Source organism: Isoptericola sp. NPDC056134, assembly GCF_042264825.1.
Lineage (GTDB): Bacteria > Actinomycetota > Actinomycetes > Actinomycetales > Cellulomonadaceae > Isoptericola > Isoptericola nanjingensis.
In genome coordinates, this window is the sequence record NZ_JBHJVM010000010.1 from 1 (window position 1) to 15,453 (window position 15,453).

The 15,453-nt window shown below is 71.0% G+C and carries 23 protein-coding genes; 1 reads left to right on the forward strand and 22 read right to left on the reverse strand.

Going from position 1 to position 15,453, the window contains the following annotated elements; genetic code table 11:
- Positions 1-253: 253 nt before the first annotated feature.
- Positions 254-568, reverse strand: coding sequence for a hypothetical protein (locus ACFCZN_RS11255; RefSeq protein ID WP_430556830.1), 315 nt, complete (start codon positions 566-568; stop codon positions 254-256).
- A gap of 109 nt (positions 569-677) precedes the next feature.
- Here ACFCZN_RS11255 and ACFCZN_RS11260 point away from each other — a divergent pair, with 109 nt between their 5' ends.
- Positions 678-887, forward strand: coding sequence for a hypothetical protein (locus tag ACFCZN_RS11260; RefSeq protein ID WP_430556831.1), 210 nt, complete (start codon positions 678-680; stop codon positions 885-887).
- Positions 888-1,052: 165 nt separating this feature from the next.
- Here ACFCZN_RS11260 and ACFCZN_RS11265 read toward each other — a convergent pair whose 3' ends face one another.
- The 21 genes from ACFCZN_RS11265 to ACFCZN_RS11365 all read right to left on the reverse strand — a co-directional run bounded on the left by ACFCZN_RS11265 (position 1,053) and on the right by ACFCZN_RS11365 (position 15,361).
- Positions 1,053-2,474, reverse strand: a complete 1,422-nt coding sequence (locus ACFCZN_RS11265) for a LamG-like jellyroll fold domain-containing protein (RefSeq protein WP_430556832.1) — start codon at positions 2,472-2,474, stop codon at positions 1,053-1,055.
- A 10-nt stretch (positions 2,475-2,484) separates the two neighbouring features.
- Positions 2,485-3,459: a hypothetical protein gene (locus tag ACFCZN_RS11270; protein WP_430556833.1), complete on the reverse strand. Its 975-nt coding sequence runs from the start codon at positions 3,457-3,459 to the stop codon at positions 2,485-2,487.
- Between the two features lie 13 nt (positions 3,460-3,472).
- A complete protein-coding gene (locus ACFCZN_RS11275; RefSeq protein WP_430556834.1) occupies positions 3,473-3,610 on the reverse strand; it encodes a hypothetical protein in 138 nt (45 codons plus the stop codon).
- Positions 3,611-3,778: 168 nt separating this feature from the next.
- The gene (locus ACFCZN_RS11280) at positions 3,779-4,042 is read right to left on the reverse strand and encodes a hypothetical protein (RefSeq protein ID WP_430556835.1); all 264 of its coding nucleotides are present in this window, start codon (positions 4,040-4,042) and stop codon (positions 3,779-3,781) included.
- 3 nt (positions 4,043-4,045) lie between these two features.
- Complete coding sequence (locus tag ACFCZN_RS11285; protein WP_430556836.1) at positions 4,046-4,864, reverse strand: N-acetylmuramoyl-L-alanine amidase; 819 nt, start codon at positions 4,862-4,864, stop codon at positions 4,046-4,048.
- A gap of 63 nt (positions 4,865-4,927) precedes the next feature.
- Positions 4,928-5,224 (reverse strand): hypothetical protein, encoded by a 297-nt coding sequence (locus ACFCZN_RS11290; protein ID WP_430556837.1) that lies wholly within the window; start codon positions 5,222-5,224, stop codon positions 4,928-4,930.
- The gene (locus ACFCZN_RS11295; RefSeq protein WP_430556838.1) at positions 5,221-5,421 is read right to left on the reverse strand and encodes a hypothetical protein; all 201 of its coding nucleotides are present in this window, start codon (positions 5,419-5,421) and stop codon (positions 5,221-5,223) included. The genes ACFCZN_RS11290 and ACFCZN_RS11295 overlap by 4 nt, the downstream gene beginning before the upstream one ends.
- A complete protein-coding gene (locus tag ACFCZN_RS11300) occupies positions 5,418-5,690 on the reverse strand; it encodes a hypothetical protein (protein ID WP_430556839.1) in 273 nt (90 codons plus the stop codon). The genes ACFCZN_RS11295 and ACFCZN_RS11300 overlap by 4 nt, the downstream gene beginning before the upstream one ends.
- 5 nt (positions 5,691-5,695) lie before the next feature.
- On the reverse strand, positions 5,696-6,619 hold the full coding sequence (locus ACFCZN_RS11305; RefSeq protein WP_430556840.1) for a hypothetical protein: 924 nt from the start codon (positions 6,617-6,619) through the stop codon (positions 5,696-5,698).
- Positions 6,620-6,624: 5 nt separating this feature from the next.
- Entirely contained in the window at positions 6,625-7,794 is a 1,170-nt protein-coding gene (locus ACFCZN_RS11310) for a hypothetical protein (RefSeq protein ID WP_430556841.1), read from the reverse strand.
- A 6-nt stretch (positions 7,795-7,800) separates the two neighbouring features.
- The gene (locus tag ACFCZN_RS11315) at positions 7,801-8,778 is read right to left on the reverse strand and encodes a hypothetical protein (RefSeq protein ID WP_430556842.1); all 978 of its coding nucleotides are present in this window, start codon (positions 8,776-8,778) and stop codon (positions 7,801-7,803) included.
- 3 nt (positions 8,779-8,781) lie between these two features.
- Positions 8,782-11,826 (reverse strand): phage tail tape measure protein, encoded by a 3,045-nt coding sequence (locus tag ACFCZN_RS11320; protein ID WP_430556843.1) that lies wholly within the window; start codon positions 11,824-11,826, stop codon positions 8,782-8,784.
- Positions 11,827-11,845: 19 nt separating this feature from the next.
- On the reverse strand, positions 11,846-12,175 hold the full coding sequence (locus ACFCZN_RS11325; protein WP_430556844.1) for a hypothetical protein: 330 nt from the start codon (positions 12,173-12,175) through the stop codon (positions 11,846-11,848).
- An 86-nt stretch (positions 12,176-12,261) separates the two neighbouring features.
- Positions 12,262-12,747, reverse strand: a complete 486-nt coding sequence (locus ACFCZN_RS11330; RefSeq protein ID WP_430556845.1) for a hypothetical protein — start codon at positions 12,745-12,747, stop codon at positions 12,262-12,264.
- A 97-nt stretch (positions 12,748-12,844) separates the two neighbouring features.
- Positions 12,845-13,390 (reverse strand): hypothetical protein, encoded by a 546-nt coding sequence (locus ACFCZN_RS11335; RefSeq protein ID WP_430556846.1) that lies wholly within the window; start codon positions 13,388-13,390, stop codon positions 12,845-12,847.
- 1 nt (position 13,391) lies between these two features.
- Entirely contained in the window at positions 13,392-13,580 is a 189-nt protein-coding gene (locus ACFCZN_RS11340; RefSeq protein WP_430556847.1) for a hypothetical protein, read from the reverse strand.
- A gap of 74 nt (positions 13,581-13,654) precedes the next feature.
- A complete protein-coding gene (locus ACFCZN_RS11345; protein ID WP_430556848.1) occupies positions 13,655-14,032 on the reverse strand; it encodes a hypothetical protein in 378 nt (125 codons plus the stop codon).
- Positions 14,032-14,292 (reverse strand): hypothetical protein, encoded by a 261-nt coding sequence (locus ACFCZN_RS11350; protein WP_430556849.1) that lies wholly within the window; start codon positions 14,290-14,292, stop codon positions 14,032-14,034. The genes ACFCZN_RS11345 and ACFCZN_RS11350 overlap by 1 nt, the downstream gene beginning before the upstream one ends.
- Before the next feature lie 4 nt (positions 14,293-14,296).
- Entirely contained in the window at positions 14,297-14,638 is a 342-nt protein-coding gene (locus ACFCZN_RS11355) for a hypothetical protein (RefSeq protein WP_430556850.1), read from the reverse strand.
- Positions 14,635-15,189, reverse strand: a complete 555-nt coding sequence (locus ACFCZN_RS11360; protein ID WP_430556851.1) for a Gp19/Gp15/Gp42 family protein — start codon at positions 15,187-15,189, stop codon at positions 14,635-14,637. Before ACFCZN_RS11360 ends, ACFCZN_RS11355 begins: the two co-directional genes overlap by 4 nt.
- A 16-nt stretch (positions 15,190-15,205) precedes the next feature.
- Positions 15,206-15,361 (reverse strand): hypothetical protein, encoded by a 156-nt coding sequence (locus ACFCZN_RS11365; RefSeq protein ID WP_430556852.1) that lies wholly within the window; start codon positions 15,359-15,361, stop codon positions 15,206-15,208.
- Positions 15,362-15,453: the final 92 nt, after the last annotated feature.

Genomic DNA, 15,453 nt, shown 5'->3' on the forward strand with positions numbered 1-15,453 from the left:
CAGAGCGCTCCGTCGCAGGTCAGCGGGTGAAATTGCAGGTGGCGGCGCTGCTCGATCTGGACGCGGGAACCGGTTCGAACCCGGGCGGGGGCACCCCGTCTGACCTGCATTGATGTCGCCCACGGTATCCCGTGTCCGCACTCTGTGTCCGCACGGTTCCTCGCGGTTGCCCGCGAATGCCCCTCGTCACGACAAGGGTTGCGCCGTGCTCTCATCGCTTCTCGATGTGCGCGCGCAGGATCATGCCCGGAGCCTAGCCGCGCGGGTGCACGCGTTCGACGTCCGCCGGCGCCAGCCACGCCCCGCCGACGCCGTATCGCCTCGAGTCCACCTCGACGCACACGAGCCGCGGAGTCCACGCGAACGCGAGCGTCTCGACGACCTCCTCGCCGTCGAGCTCCCACACGAGCCGCGCGCGCACCCGGTCGTGGCAGTCATGCTGCAGCCCGCGCCGGGGGATCGGGTGCGCGTTGAGGAGGCGCTGCAGGGGCCGGTCCCAGTGCTGCGCCTCACGACGTCGGAGGTCGGCGTCGAGGTCGTACCCGGGCTCAGGGGTGGGGCCGTGCATGGGGCCAGGGTCGCGCGGGGGTCCGACACTTCACCCGCCGGGATGTCGCCGGCCGGGCGTACCGTCGGTGTCGGGGCTATCGAGGCGCAGCCAGAGAGGGCGGGCCTGCATGGACAAGATCGACGTCAAGATGCACCGCAGCCGAGTTCAGGGCTGGATCGTCTTCGGCGTTCTCCTCGTGGCGCTGCTCCTGACGGGGTGGCTGTCTTGGGGAACGGCGGCCCTGGCAGGAGCCGCGGGCCTCTGGTGGACGAAGTGGTCCCAGGGCGCGGACGGTCGGGAGCGGACAGCGCAGCAGTCCCGCAACTCCTGGGGCTGAGCCCGGACGCACGAAAGCGGCCCCCGTCCTCCGGAGAGGGCGGGGGCCGAAGTCGTGCGAAGTTCACCCGGTGAGCGAGCGCCAGACAGACAGGAGCCGTGGTGAACTGTCGCCGCAGCACACATCGCGGCCCCGCCTTCGGGGGAGGGCGGGGCCGCAGTGCGCTCAGGCGTCGGCCTGGTACAGGAGGCCGGTGCCGAGATAGAGCCGGTCGAGGGGCGTCGACTCCCAGTAGAGCGCGGACAGGGCACCGGACTCGTAGAAGAGGTTCGAGACCGTGCCGGTCGGCTCCTGCGTGACGGCTTCGGCGCGGAGTGCCTGCACCGCCTGGCCGTTGAGGTAGTTCCGGATGACGCGGGCGTCGTCGAGGCGGACCACGCCGCCGCCCTGGCGCATCTTCGTGATGCCGCTGAGGATCGGCTGGTTCGTGGGAGGGTTCCCGGTGCCGCCCCCGGTGGTCACGAGCACCGCGCCGGCCGCGCTGTAGACGCGGAGCTCCCAGCCGGTGGGGTTCACGTTGGCGAAGATGAACCGGTCCTCGGTGGTGCTGAGCGCGCCGTCCTCGGTGAAGAGGTAGCTCCCGTCGAACGGCGCCGTCGGGGTGTCGCCCCAGACCTTCATGAGCAGCGCGCCGGCGCCGCCGCGGAACAGCTGCAGCTTCGGGACACCCGCGGCGGTCTCGAGGGAGAAGAACGGCGCCGCGCCGCCGGCCGTGGTGATCCGCGCCCAGCCGCACACGGTGAGCCGGTCGAACGTGCCGCCGGTCCAGAACGCGACGTCGCCCTCCGCGCCATGGCCCCCGACAGACTCGAGGGCTTGGCCGTGGACGCCGGCCACGCGCGACCCGTTGGCCGTGAGCGCCAGGTCGTTGCCCTTGAGGGTGTAGTCACGGACGACCGCGCCCGTCTCGTCGTACGAGTAGGCGCCGACCACGAGGTTCTGCACCGCGGCCTCGAACAGCGACGCCTCGGACGTGTAGACCGGGTCGTTGAACCAGCGCACGTCCTTGATCGCGGCCTGCGCGCGCCGATCGGTCACCCCGCCGGTGCCGCGCCCGATGGCGAAGACGCCGTTCTGCTCGGACGCCGCGCCCGCGCCGCGGTTCACCGTGGCGACCACGGCGCCGTCCACCCAGAACGTCACGTCGCCCGTGCCGAGCGCGTCGTACGCGACGCCGACGCGATGGCAGGCGCCGTCGAGCACGGAGACGCCCGACGAGTAGGTGACGTCGTTCCCGATCCCGCCGACCGTGATCCGCGCCGCGAGGTTCCCGCTCGCGTCCGACAGCAGGAACGTCTGCCGCCGATCGCTGCCGCGCAGGTTCTCCGCGATCACCCGGACACCGGCGGTCGGGCTCTGCGACTTCACCCGCGCGAAGCACGAGAAGCTCGCGCCGTTGCCGATGTAGTCGCCGGACACGTACGACCGCGACGCGCCGCCAGCGACGGCGAGCAGGGCCTTGCCGGCGACCCCGGCGGTGAGCGCGACGCCGGGGTCGAGGGTGAGGTGCCGGGAGTACCCCGCCATGTCGGGCAGGGTGCCGTCCCCGAGGAGGGCGTTGCAGTTGTACGCCGCGACGACTGCCATCGTGTGCCCCTCAGCCGATGATCGGGTAGAGGGTGAGGGGCGCCTTCGTCGGCAGGGCGTCGTACGCTGCCTGCGTCATCGGCGGGGCGATCACCATCCCTGTCGGACCAGACACCTTCCCGGCGACGTCCGTCGCGGCAGCCGCGCCGAGGGTCGTGCGCCCGTTCGCCGCCGACGTCGCGCGCATGAGCGCCTTGCCGACCGTCGTGGCGTCGCTGATGCCGTCGGCCGTGATGGGCCCGCCGCCCCCGCCGCCGCCTGCCTCGACCGCGGCGAGGCGCGACTCGAGGTTGGTCACGCTGCTGATCGGCTGGGTGCCGGTGTGGTTCGCCCGGTTGCGGTCGGCGTTGCTGTTCGCGCCGGCGGCCGTGGTGGCGATCGCGTCGACCTCAGCCTTGCGGTAGTACCGCTGGTCGCCGCGAGTGTCGGTGTGGTACTGCGGGTGGTCGTCGTCGGTGAGTCCCGAGAGGAGCCCGTGGTCCGAGACACCGCCGCCGCCGCCCGTTCCGCCGCCCACGGTCGCCCACGTGACATCGCGGTTCGCGCCGGACGCCTTGACGAGCGCCTGGCCCGTGGTGCCACCCACAGGGAGCGCGATCGGTGCCGCGGCGATGGCGGCCTCCGCGTCCTCAGCGGCAGTCTTCGCCGCCTCGGCGTCCCCGGCGGCGGCTGCAGCCGAGACCGCCGAGGCCTGCACGACGTTCATCACCTCGTCGATCGACAGGAGCGTCGTGTCGACCAGGCCTGCCGCGTGGGTGACGATCCACGGCATCCCGTCGGGCACGTCGACCTTGAAGTCCGGCACCTTGCCGTTGCCGTCCGCCGTGACTCCGCCGGGCAGCGTCGTCGTGCCCGACAGATCCAGGGCGGTGAGCGGCGTCGCGCGTGCGGTGTCGCTCTTGGCGAAGATCGGCGACGTCGCGAACGGCGCGGGGGAGCCGTCGGGGTTCGTCAGCCACAGGCCGGAGAACGTGAAGATGGTCATCGCAGGGCGCTCCTCAGAGTCCAGGCCAGCGGCGGTAGTTGGCGAGCTGCTCGCGTGCGCCGTTGACGGCGCCGAGCACGGTGAAGAAGGCGGCGCCGGCGACGTACACGACGACGTCGCGCACGGTCGCGGCGGCGGTGCGGGTGGTCATGGGTTAGTCCGTGAACGGCGGCAGGTCGCAGGACCCGTCGCAGCCGACGGGGGCGCAGTCGCGGCACTGGACTCCGCGAGGCTGCCGGTCAGGCGGGTCGACCACGAGGGCTGCCGTGGGGGCGCACGGCGCGCCCCCCGTGCAGGGGCACACGCCGCGCGCCATCGGTCAGCCCTCCGGCTCGGGGTCGACGTCGCGCGGGTTCTCGAGCGGGTCGACGGCGGTCGGTCGGTACGCGACGCCGAGGCCGCCAGCGATGAGGCCGAAGACCGACGTCGCCACGCCGCCCGACGCGACGACCCGCGTCGCCGTGTCGGCGTCGAGCCACACCGGGGCGAGGCCCGTCGCGAGGAGGACGAGCGCTGATGCTCCCAGGAGGATGAAGTAGGCCGCCGTGCGCACGCGCTCGGGGACGGCAGGGGTGGAGGTCATCGGTCAGCCCTTCTTCGCCAGGTCGCGGACCTGGGAGCGGATGGCGCGCAGGAAGCCCGCCGCGCCCCAGTGGGGGTTCTTCTTCGTGTCCGTGTCGGCGGGCGCGTCGAGCACGCCGTCGGTGTTCCAGACCGCCTCGCACAGCGCCTTGCGGCCGGCGGGCGACTTCACGTACTCCTCGATGACCTCGCGGAGGTCGGCCTTCGTTGCCATGTCGAACCAGTCCTTCTCCTGGATGGGGGCAGCGGGCTTCGACCCGCCCTTGTTGATCTCGATCGCGCGCGCGATGACGTCGTCGATCTGGTGGATGCAGGCGTCCGTCGGGCACGCCTTGCCGCGCGACCCCGACCACTTCTCGCCGCCGCCGCGCTGCAGCCGCCCGCCGAGCGGGCCGGAGGGGAAGTTGCCGTCGACGCCGAGCCGGTGCCAGCCGACGCCGTGCTGCGACAGCGACGAAGACGTCATCTTCCGCAGCGGGATCCCGTGCGTCCGCGCGCACCAGGCGACGACCTGGGCGATGGCCTCGAGCTGAGCCTTGGTCCACGGGCCGTTCACGCCCTGCGTCTCGATGGAGATCGTGCGGCGCGAGGACAGGTCCGCGGCCGAGCGTGCGCCCGTGCCGGCGTACTGCTCGATGACGCCCGAGCGGGCCACGTGGAAGTGCGACCCGGCGAACCGGATGGACGAGAAGTAGCCGTGCTGCGACGTCGCCTCGGAGGCGGTGATGTGCAGGACGATCGCGGTCGGCTTGCTGCCGTAGCGCGGCAGGCTGTTGAGCCAGGCGATCTTGCGCCGACGTGCGGGCGCGGGCATCCAGGGCATGCGTGCCTCCCGGGCATGACGAAGGCCCCGACGCGGTCGCGGCGGGGTGAGGGGTAGGGGCGGTCAGCGGCTCTCGCGTCGCCGCTGACGCTGGCGGCGCAGCATCTGCACCGTGCGCTGCACGGCGAGGAGCCCGAGCCCGGTGTAGAGCACGGGGACGATCACGGGCCGCAGCTCGTAGTCCGGCCAGGTGTAGGCGGCGACGATGATGCCGAGCGCCACCGTGAGCGCCAGACCGACGCCCCACACGTTGCGACCCTCGGGCGTCTTCCACCACCTCGCCCGCAGCGAGTACAGGGCGACGAACAGGAGCCAGCCGCCGAACGCGAACCAGGCCGTCGCCTCGCGCCAGATGTTCATGGCTGCCCCCCGCGGTAGACCTCGGCGATCGACGGGCCGAAGTGGTTCTCCTGCTGGATCTTGCGGAGTCGTGCCGCGATCGAGCGCACCTCGCGCCCGCGCTCGACGGTCGCGTGCAGAGCGTCCACCGACGTCTGCAGTGCCTTGTCTGCCTCGGCCTGCGCGCGCTCACGCTTCGGGCGGCGTCGCCAGCTCATGGCGATCCCTCCTTGCGGGCCGCCTGGATCGCTTCGAGCACCTTCGCGGACGTGCGGCCGATCTCGAGGAGCTCGGTCATCTGCGCGTCCTTCTCCGCGTTGCGCGCGTGCTCTGTGCGCCAGGCGTCCTGCCAGGTGTCCGCGCGCGCCTTCTCCGCGTCGACCTCGCGACGGGTGGCGAGACCTCGACCGGTCAGCAGCATGACGACCATGACGGCCACCACGCCCCAGCCAGAGAGGTCGGAGGCCCACTGGGGGAGGAAGTCCACGACGCTCAGCCGATCGGGTAGCCGGTGAAGTCCACCCGGAACTGCTGGCCGGCCTGGACGGTGAACGGGTTGACGTGCACCTCGCCGTTGCCCTCGATGTAGGCCTTGTACGGGGTACCCCCGACCCACGCGACCCCCCCGACGCGCTCGGCAGGCTTCCACCCGTCACCCAGGGTGTAGAAGGTCGAGTCGACGCCGGTGATCTGCCCCGTCAGGCGGGTGCCGGTGATCTTGAGGTCGCCGCGCCCGCCCTTGCGAGCGCGGCTCAAGGTGAGTCCGAAGTAGTTCGGCAGCTCGAAGAACGTCGAGGACCAGGCCTCGTCGCCCGTCGCGGTCCGCAGTCGGGACCCGTCGAGCAGGATCACCCACTCGTCCCCGGCGGCGGTGCGGAAGCGGTAGCCCGGCTTCGACATGTAGTCCATGACCATCGGGTCGTTGATGAGGTAGAAGCCGCCGCCGTACCCGACGGCGCGCAGGTCGATCAGGCCCTGCAGGTCCGACTCGCCCTTGGTGATCTTCACGAGCGCGAGCGGCTGGTGATCCTTGCCGGTGCCCGGGTTCGTCACGCGCGAGGAGGCGATCGCCTGCGTCGCGGCACCGGTGAGCGCGACGAGCTTCGTCTCGGGCGTCGCGAGCGTCCAGTCGCGCTCGGCTGCGATCGTGTACCAGCGCGACCCCGACGCGGGCTCGGCCAGCGCGGGCAGCGTCACCGTCGCGTTGATCTTGTCCTTGACCCCGAAGCCGCCGATGGTTCCCGCAAGGATCTCGACCGTGCGAGCCGTGGCCGACTTCTGCCGCACCCGGCCGGCGTTGCTGTCGGCGACGAAGTACTCGTCGCCGAGGCCGGGCTGCCCTGCCGCCCAGTCGCCGCCGTTGATCGGGCCCTTGTAGAACCGGCTCGTGATGTCCTGGCCGATGCTGTTCGCCATCGTGGTCACTCCGTCCCGATGATCTCGACGGCGCGCGACAGTCGGCGCACCAGCTTGTTGTTCGCTTCGTCGTCCGAGTCGGACCAGTCGCCGATGCGGGGGGTGATCTCCGGCTCGGGGCTGCCCTCGGCCCAGTCGATCTCGACCTCGCTCGCGCGCTCGACGAGCGCCGCCGACCCGGCAGGCTTCACGGTCATGACGTCGCCGACGTTGTAGGACTTGAGGAAGGCGAGGCGGCCGTTCTCCATGAGCTCGCACTTGAGCGAGGTCTTCGCCGCGCCCTCTGCCAGGCGCTCGGTCGCCCGCTGCAGCGCGATGGTCGCCTTGTCGGCGTCCGCCTGTGCCACGTCGCGGGCGTCGATCCACTCGTGACGCTGGATGCCCCACAGGGCCTCGGCTGCGGTGTCGACGAAGCCGGTCGTCGGCGGTCCGTAGAACTGGCGCGCGGTGCCCACGCCGCCGATGCCGACCGTGATGCGGGTGACCTCGGGCATCGTGATCTTGAACTCGACGCCCGTCGCCACGCCCGACTCCTCGGTCAGGGTGCGCGGGTAGGTGCCAGGCGTGTATGTCTGCAGCTGCCGCGTCGTGCCCACCTGGATCACCCGGACGCCGAGGCCGGCGGCTGTGGCGAGGGGGAGGAGCTTCTCCCCGAGGTTGGTCATCCGGACCTTGACCGTCTTCGTCGGCCCGTCGCCGGCGTCCGCCTGGACCGTCAGCCGTGGGACGCTCTGGCCGGTCGCGTTCGCACGGACGAACCCCTTGATGACGTCACCCAGCGGGCCGCTGCGCGTGTCGTACGCCGACGTCGACTGGCTGCTCGCCGCGTTCGCCGGCACCGGGTAGCCGACGATCTCGTTCAGCACGTTGAGGTCGTCGAGGATCATGAACTCGCGCGTGCCGTCGACAGGACCGCCACCGCCCGTGACCTCCGAGACGATGCCCGACAGGATCGTCTGGCGGCTCATCCCGCGCGGCTGGTACGTGACGACGCACCGAGCGCCGGGGGTGACGAGGTCGTTGACCCGGCGGTGGTCGCGGTCGACGACGAACGTCGCGTAGCCCGGCAGGTTCCACAGCAGCAGGACGTTCACCGACTTCGGCGCGCCGACGACACCCTTGCGCGCGTACGCCTTGTCGTAGACCGTGATCTGGATCGGCAGGCGCTCCTCCACTACCGATCACCCCCACGCCCGGTAGTAGCGGGGGATGAACGTCGCGCGCACCCAGCCGGCCCCCGACGCGACGATCGTCACGGGCACTGTCTTGCCGGCAGGGATCGGGCGCGGGTCCCACGGGATCATCTGGTCGTCGACGTCGACCCCGTCCAGATCGGCCGAACCGACGCGCGGGTCCGTGTCCACGACGAGCACCTGGCCGTCCGCGACGTCCGGCGTCCCGATGATCCCGCCCGCGACGGAGATCGTGACGTCCTCCATCTGGTCGAGCACCTCGAGCTTGAGGTGCGCCGCGACCTTGCCGGGGTTCGTGATCTGCGCCGAGGAGGTCGACGCCGACTGCGAGATGTGCAGCAGGTCGTCGGCGTCTTCGGGCTCGTAGAAGTCCCGCTGCTCCGGCTGGTGCCACTCCTGCACGATCGGGTTCGCGTCGTACCAGTACGGGTCATCGGCGACGAACTCAGGCTCGTAGTCCACCCAGCCGTCAGCCATCGGGTCACGGCTGTACGCGTGGTCGCCGCCGGCGTACGAGACGTAGAGGTGACGGCGTGTTCCCGCGGGCGTCTCGACCGTCCAGCGGAAGGGCTGCTCCGGGTCCCCGATCACCGACCAGATGGCCGCGTCGAACGCCTCGAACGCTGCGGAGGTGTCGTCCGGGTCGCCCTTCCAGACGCGGACCGTCCAGCCGAACGGGCGAGCGGCCGTGCGTACGCCCTTGAGGCGCTGCCCGGAGAGAGCGGGCGAGGATGACGTCTGCCGCTCGAACGGCGGCAGGTGCATCCCGCCGATGTCCGCGTCGGGGAAGTAGACGCCACCCTCGGGGTCGGACAGGTCCCATGTCTCGACCCAGCCGTCGCCGTCGGCATCCTCGTGCTCGGGGTCCCAGCGCGAGACGATGTGCCGCAGGCCCCGGAAGTTCGGGACGTACGGCGCCGGCGGCTTGTACGGGACGCCGAACGTGGAAGACGGGTAGACGGCCACGGGCTACCTCCCGACCCTGTTGTTCCGGGCTCGCGACCGCCGGGCACGCATCTCGAGCGTGCGCAGCATCTGGTACTCGTCCACACCGTGGAAGTGGATCTCGTCGCCGCGCCCGCCGCCCTGGCCGTCCGCCATCTCCTTGAGCCACTGCGACTCGTCCGGCGTGAGCACGGCCTCCGGCTTGCCCGACATGTTCAGTCCGACGCCGCCGTGAGGGATCCACCCGCCCTGGTCGTAGAGCTTCGGGATGACGCCGCCCTGGGCCATCGCCCAGTGGACGTGGTCCCAGTGGTCCTGGCGGGGTGCGCCCTTGACGCCGTAGCGGGAGAACGCGCGACCGGAGAAGAAGAGCTCGGGCGACGACTTCCCGTAGGTCGCGTAGAGCCTGTCCCACAGGGCGCCCATGTTGCTCGCGACCATGTCGATCGCGCGCCCGGCGCCGTGCATCGACGGCACCCCGGTGACGGTCATCGCGCCCGGCCGGTAGCCCGACGTCACGCGGACGGACGGGTCGAGCGCCTTGGCTGCCGCCGCCATCGCGGACAGGTTGCCCCGCAGCCCCTTGCCGCCAGCGTTGCCCGGAGCCTTGCCGCCACCACCGCTCGCCCCGATGCCGAAGTGCTCGAGGATCTTCTTCACCGTGGCGTTGAGCAGCGACGGCACGGTGAGACGGCCGAGCGTGTTCTTCACCAGCCACGCGACCGGGCCCGGCAGACCCTTCGGCGTCCGGAACTTCTCCATGTTCCAGATGCCGCCGCCGGCGAACGCCTGACCGCCGCCGAGGAACTGCTTCACGCCGGAGATCCCGCCGCCGCGCGCGGCCGCGTTGATCCCGTGGACCCAGCCCGAGCCGAGCACCCGACCCGCCTCGGGCCGCAGGATCGGCTCGCCGCCCGAGAGCTCGAGGAGGCCGCCCGTCGGGGAGTAGAACCGGTGGACGTCGCGGCCCGGCGTGTAGCCGGGCATCATGCCGCCGTCGGCGTACTTGTACGACCGGGTCACGCCGGCCGCCGACAGGGTGATCGTCCCGTCGACGCCAGGGATCTTGCCGACCAGCTTCATCACGCCGCCGACGACGTCGAGCGCGTTGCCCACGAGGCCCGACCAGATCTTCGCGGCCGCGGCCTTGATCTTGTTCGGGAGCGTCGACTTGATGAAGTTGACGATCGACCAGAGCATCCCCTTGATGCCGCCACCGCCGGACGAGTATGAGCCGACGGCGGACCTGAGCCTGTCCGTCAGCCAGCCCCACAGTCGACCGGCACCGCGGGCGAGCCGGCCGCCGAGGCTCGGGAAGAAGTCGACCATCCCGCGCACCACGCCGAGCGCGCCGGTCTTCGCGCCGTACGAGCCGACGACGGCCTTGACCTTGTCCTTGAGGAACGCCCAGCCGTTGCCGAAGCCTCGCTTGATCCGACCGGGGAGCTCCGTGAAGAAGGTCACCATCTTGTCCCAGCGCGTCGAGATCCACGACGCGACGACCTTCACGGCGTTCTTGATGCCGTTCCAGACGTTGGCGATCTTCTCCTTGGCGACCTGGAAGCCGAGCTTCATCAGGTCGATGGCCTTCTTGATGTTCGGCCACGCGGTCTTCGTCCACCAGTCCGCGACGCCCTTGATGGCCGCCTTGATGCCCCTCCAAGCGCCCGCGACGATCGCCTTGCCGGTCTTCGTCTTGGTGAAGAACCAGACCAGGACGCCCACGAGCCCGGTCACCGCGGTGATGATCAGCCCGATCGGGTTCGCGCGCATGACCAGGTTGAAGACCCGCTGCGCCACCGTCGCGATCTTCGTGGCCGCCGCCCAGACCTTCGTCGCCACGGTCCACGCCTGCTGCGCCTTCGACGCCGCCCAGAGCAGGGGCCCGATGGCAGCCAGCCCCGCACCGACTCCGATCAGCACCTTGACCTGCGAGTCGCTCAGCCCGGAGAACCAGGCCGAGAACTGCTCGAGGTACGGCGCGATGAGCTGCAGCGCGTTGCCGATGGCCGGCATGAGCTGCTGACCGATCGGGGCGAGCGCGAGCGTGGCCGTGTTCTTGAACTCGGTCCACAGCTCGGGGAAGTCCTTGGTCTCCTCCGCGACCCCGAGGATCGTGTCCTTGCTCAGCCCGGCCGACTTCGTCAGGTCGTCGAGGTTGACCTTCCCGGACTTGAGCGCCGAGACGAACTGCCCAGCGCCGCGCGTGCCGAAGACCTCGCCCGCGAGCTTGAGCGCCTTCGCGTCGTCGCCCTTGTCGATGAAGCCCTGCAGCTCGCCGGTGACCCGCTTGAACGCCTCCTGCGGAGCCTCGCCGTCCTTCGCGAGCTTGACGAGACCGGCCTGCATGGACGCGACGACGGCGTTGCTGTTGACGCCCGCCTTGTTCAGCGTGCCGAGCAGCGCGGCCGAGTCGGTGAAGCCGAAGCCCAGCTGGTTGAGGATGCCGCCGCTCTTGGCCATCTGCGCCGAGAGATCGTTGATGCCGACGCCGGTCGCCTGCGAGACGCGGAAGATGTCGTCCATCGCCCCGGTCGTCTTCTTGCCCTCGACCCCGAACGCGGAGAACGCGCCCGTGATCTTCTGGACGTCGACGTCCACGCCTCCCAGGCGCCCGGCCTCGAGGATCTGCGCGGACAGCTTCTCGAGCGTCGGGCCCGTCAGCCCGAGGCGGGTGTTCAGGTCCGCGACCGTGGACGACACGGCGTCCATGTCGGCGGGCGTCGTCTTCGCGACCTTGTCGAACGACGCCTGCAGGCCCTCGAGCGTCTTGCCTGTGGCGCCCGTGCCGGCTCGGATCTTGTCGTACGCGTCGTCGACATCGAGGGCGGCCTTGAGCCCGGCGGCGCCGACCGCCAGGAGCGGCAGCGTGAGCCCGGCCGTGGCGATCTTGCCGCCCTTGGCCATCCGGGTCGAGAAGGTCTTGCCCGCCTTCTCGCCCGCAGCGCCCGCGGCCGCCGTGACGGCCGGTCCGCCGAGCTCCTTCGCCAGTGCGCCCTGGACGCCCGACATCGAGGGGACGATCGACAGGTACGCAGTGGCGAGCTCGATGGCGGGCGCTTCGGCCATGCCGTCACCCCCTCGATGTTCAGGTGTCCTGGTCGGCTGACCTTGCTGCCCGGCGCTCTAGGTACCGGTCCCGCTTGGAGGCGGCACGCTGCTCCGTCACCGCCTGCTCGTGCGCGAACGGCGGAGGCTCGATCGGCTTCGGCGCCTTGCCGCGCGGCTTTCGCTGCATCACCGCCGTGTTCTGCCAGGCGAGGACGTCGAGCCGATGTAGGAGGCCCACGAGTACGTGCGTCTCGTCTGTCCACGCCATCGGCCCGCCAGTCGCCCGCCAGAGCGCACAGCCCGGCGGGAGGTTGACGACGAGGTCGGCGAGCTCGGTGGGGGTGATGTCTGTATCGCCGGCGAGCATCCGGTCGAGCGCGGGGAGCGCCGGGTACTCAGCCCGTAGGGACGCCCGCAGAGCACCGCGATGCTCGACGAGCGCCCCTACGAGCGTCAGGAGTTTCCCGACAGCGCCCCTGTCAGCTCGGCGTAGTACGCGAGCACGTCGCCGAAGTCGATGGGGCCGCCACCCTTCTCGCGGCTCAGCGCGGCGTACACCTGGGACGCCCCTGCCGATCCGACGAGGCGGCGCATCAGGGTCGGCATCCTGCCCACCAGCTCCGCGGCGAGCTCGTCCTCCTCGGCGGAGAAGCTGCTCTCCTTGGCCTCCGCGCCGCCGTGCGCCTCGATGATGCTGAGCACCTCACGCACGAGCGCGCCGTCGTCGATCGTGCGCCAGTCGTCGCGGACCGAGTCGAGCACCGTCACGGTCACGCCGTGCAGGGTGACCTCGGTGCCGTCCTTGACCTTCTTCACCTTGGAGGTCTCGGCGGGCTTGCGGTCCTGCGGTGCCTTCGCGGCGGCAGGGCGCTTGGCGACAGCGGTCCCGCGCGCGGTCGCGCTGCGGGCTGCGGTGGTGGACTTCTTCGGTGCGGTCATGGCGATGACCTCTCTCTTGGCGATGACACAGGCTGGCGATGACGGGTGGTGCACCGGCCGGGGCGGGTCATCGCCATGCCACCCCGGCCGGTGGTTCTCAGACGGCCGGGCCGACGATCCGCGTCGACTGGCCGATGATCTTGGCCGTCGCGGCGTACGCGGTGTAGTTCTCCCGCGACCAGACCTCGTCGCCCGACACGACGACGCGCGCACTCGGGACCACCAGGCGGTCGAGGTAGCGGACGCCGTCCTTGACGAAGTACTTGTCGACGACCATGGCCCGCGTCTTCGGCGTGTACTTGCCGGAGTACGTCGTCGTGGTGACACCCGTCGCGGTCGTGGGCCCGGAGATGATGTCGTTCGCCAGCGCCTCGACCACCTCGTTGTCCTCGATCGCCTCGAACTCGACCGTCTTGCCCGAGGTCGGGACGACGACGGCGACGATCTGCCCGGAGTGGTCCAGGAGCTCGTTCACCTCGGCCTCGCGCGACTGCTTGAAGTCGCCCTCGCCGAGGGTGCCGACGTCCTCGAACGCCGCGTCGGGTGCCGCGAGACCGGTCGGCAGGGTGGAGCCGAGGGGCGCCAGGAACACGGCGTCGTCCTCGTCCCCGTAGACCCGCACGTTGTCGTAGTCCTTGGCCATCTCACTTACCGCCCTTCTCGGTCTGCGCCTCGGCGGTCGCCTGGGCGGCACGGACGATGCCAGCGCGGATGAGCATCCGTGCCTCCACGTCCGGGAGGTTCAGGGCGGCGCCCTGCTTGTGCGTCTTGCCGTCCTTCGTCTTGACCTCACCGGCCGAGACGACGACGGCGCGCGTCTCCGTCTTGCTCATCGGGATCTCCTCGACTCGCGATGGAAAGCCCCAGCACGACGTGAGGGGCGGAACCTGACCGGTCGGCCAGGAGCTCAGGCGGCCCGCAGGCCGATCAGGTGGAGCTCGTACGTCGCGGTGTAGCGAGCAAGCTTCGGCAGCAGCGGGTCGGGCAGGGTGCCGGGCCCGCCTACCTCGGACGTGCTGTACACGTTCACGTCGTTGTGGATCCCGCGGAGGCTGAGGAGGACGTCGCGAGCGGCGTTCAGCGTCTCGATCGCCTTCGTCTCGGTCGGCCCGTACGCCTCGACGACGACGAGCGGACGGTCGAACATCCGAAGATGAGCAGGGCCGCCGGTGCGCTTCACGACGACGAAGCGAGTCGCGGTCGCCTGCGGCTTGGATGCCACGGGGAGGGACAGCCTGGACCCGAGCAGCGTCCCGAGCCAGCCCTCGACGTCGACCCGTGCCATCAGCGCCGGCCTGCGTCGAGCGCCCGGGTGAGCGTGCGGTCGGTGGCCTCCGCCTCGCGCGCCTCCCGCGTCGCGGTGCGCACAGACGCGCGGACACGGTTCGAGCCGACGCGGACGTCGACCTCGAAGCCCTTCTCCTCGCCGCCGGCCGCAGCAGCGACCGCGCGGGCGCGACGCTCGATGTCCGCGCGGATGGGCTCCGAGCGGAGCAGTGCGCGGATGTTCTTGTGGTTCAGCTTGAGCCGGATCGTCGTCGTCATGCCGTCACCCCCTGTGGTCGACGAGCAGGAGGACCGTGTGCGCCAGGCCGCCGGTCGGTGAGGGCCAACGCGCAGGCTCGCCGTCGACCGCGTACAGAGTGCCGTCGTACCGGATGGCGTCAGTTGCCAGGACGTCTGCCCCTGCGGGCCCGTACGCCGTCCAACGCACCGTGACGTTCTGCCGGTTCTGCAGCACCTCCGGGGAGGCGCCGGGCTGGACCGACCACCCGGGGATCGAGAGCTCGGCGCCCGGCGCCGTCCAGTCGGGGACCTGCGTCCCGTGGTCGTCGATCATCACGGGCCGCACCCGCGTGAGCGTCGTGCTCGCGAACGACGGGAACATCACGCCGCCTTCTCGAGCCGGTACAGCTCGAGCACGGCGAGGTCCCGCTCGAGCAGCGACAGGCCACCCGACACCCCCGGCGCCGTGGTCGCCCACGACACGGACAGAGCGCCGGCAGCCTCTGACGTCGCGCCGAGGGGCGACGAGATCGCGTTCGCGACCACCTGCTGGATGATCTGCTTCACGTCGTCGGCGTCCTCGAACCCGTGCTCGATGGTCGCCTCGATGCCGCGGAACCGGTCCGTCCAGCAGCCGTGCCGTCGGCGGATCATGCCCTTCTCGGACCACTCGAGGGACTCGACGTCCTGGTCGACGCCGCCCTCCTTGAGCACGGTGATGTCCACCAGCCGCAGCGTCGGCAGCCGCAGCAGCGACCCGCCCGGGCCGTCGAGCTTCACCGTCTCCGTCAGCACGGGCGCGACATGCCACCCGCAGTACCGGCGGATCGCGCGCGTCGCGCCGTCGAGAAGCTTCTGCACCCGGGGGTCGTCGGCGGCGATCTTGCCACCAGTGCCGGCGGAGAACTCCGCGGCGGTCAGCAGGGGATCGGCCACGACGCACCCCCTTGGGTCAGGACTTCTTGTTGCGCGGCGTGCGCGCCTTGTTCGCGGGCGCCTCGGCCTGCTTCGCCTCGACGAGGCCGCGCTCCTTGGCCTCGGCCTCGGTGAGCTTGAGCGTGGTGGCATGGCCGTTCACGACGGCGTCGTACCGCTTGAGCTTCGACATGTCGCCCCTCCTGGGGAGCCGGGCCGGGGGGGGGGGGGAGGGGGGAGAAAAAGAGGGGGGGGGGAGAGGGGGGAGGGGGGGGGAGAAGGAGA